At 65.9% G+C, this 1,125-nt stretch carries 1 protein-coding gene; it reads left to right on the top strand.

What is annotated here, in order from left to right; translation table 11 throughout:
- Positions 1-180: 180 nt before the first annotated feature.
- Complete coding sequence (locus tag IHE39_RS30385) at positions 181-1,107, top strand: IS110 family RNA-guided transposase (RefSeq protein ID WP_192569166.1); 927 nt, start codon at positions 181-183, stop codon at positions 1,105-1,107.
- Positions 1,108-1,125: the final 18 nt, after the last annotated feature.

Here is a 1,125-nt window from a genome sequence, read left to right as displayed (position 1 = left end):
GGATCCTGTGTGTTTGGCTTGGTGTAGATTGAATGCGGGAAGGAGGCCGTCAGGATCCTGGTCGTCGTGCTGAGCACGGCAGACCGTGGCTTGGCTCGGCTCCCTTCCCGCACCATGTCGTCAACCTGCACAGTTGCACGAGGCCGTTGGCGCGGACCTCGCATCACAGGAAGAGGTTCCATGACGATACACCAGACCTACATCGGTTGCGACATCGCCAAGGCGGTGATCGATGTCTTCGATCCGCTCAGCCGCCGTTTCAGCCGGGTGGCCAACGAACCGGCAGCCTTGGCCGGCTTCGCTGCCGGCCTGGCACCAGGCAGCTTCGTCGTCTTCGAGGCGACGGGCCACCACGACAAGGCCCTGCGCCATGCGTTTGCCCGGGCCGGCATCCCTTGTGCCCGGCTCAATCCGATGATGGTGCGCCGCTTCGCCCAGGCGCGCGGCCGCTTGGCCAAGACCGACAGGGTCGATGCCCGCATCCTCAGCGAGATGGGGGCGATGTTCCGCCCCGATGCCGACACGCCGCCCTGTCCCGGGCGTGAGCGCCTGGCTGCCTTGGCCCGCCGCCGTGACCAACTGGTCGCCACGCGGGCGCTCGAGCTGCGTCATCGCGACGAAACTGGCGAGGCAACCGTCGTCGCCGACATCGAAGCTGCAATCACCAACCTGTCGCTGCGCATCGCAGCCCTCGAAGCCGAGATCGCCAGCCATGTCGAAACCCTGGACGGACTTGCCGAACAGGCCGCGCGCCTGACCTCCGCCCCCGGTATCGGCAAGGTGACCGCCGTGACCCTCTTGGCCCACATGCCCGAACTCGGAACCATCTCCCCCAAGGCCATCGCCAGCCTCGCAGGCCTTGCGCCATTTGCCAATGACAGCGGCACAAGGACCGGCCGGCGCAGCATCCGGGGCGGCAGGCCGAGGCTGCGGCGGGCGCTCTACATGGCAGCCCTCGGCGCCATCCGCGCCAACCAGCGCTTCAAGGCCTTCTACCAGGCTATCGCCCAACGCTCCGGATCAAAGAAATGCGCTATCATCGCTGTCGCGCGAAAGCTCATCACCATCCTCAACGCCATGATCCGCGACCAAAAACACTTCGCTTGAACACAGTTGCCATGCCGT

The sequence above is a fragment of the Aminobacter carboxidus genome, assembly GCF_014863355.1.
GTDB classification, from domain to species: Bacteria; Pseudomonadota; Alphaproteobacteria; order Rhizobiales; family Rhizobiaceae; genus Aminobacter; species Aminobacter carboxidus.
This window is presented reverse-complemented; position numbering and strand designations above follow the sequence as displayed.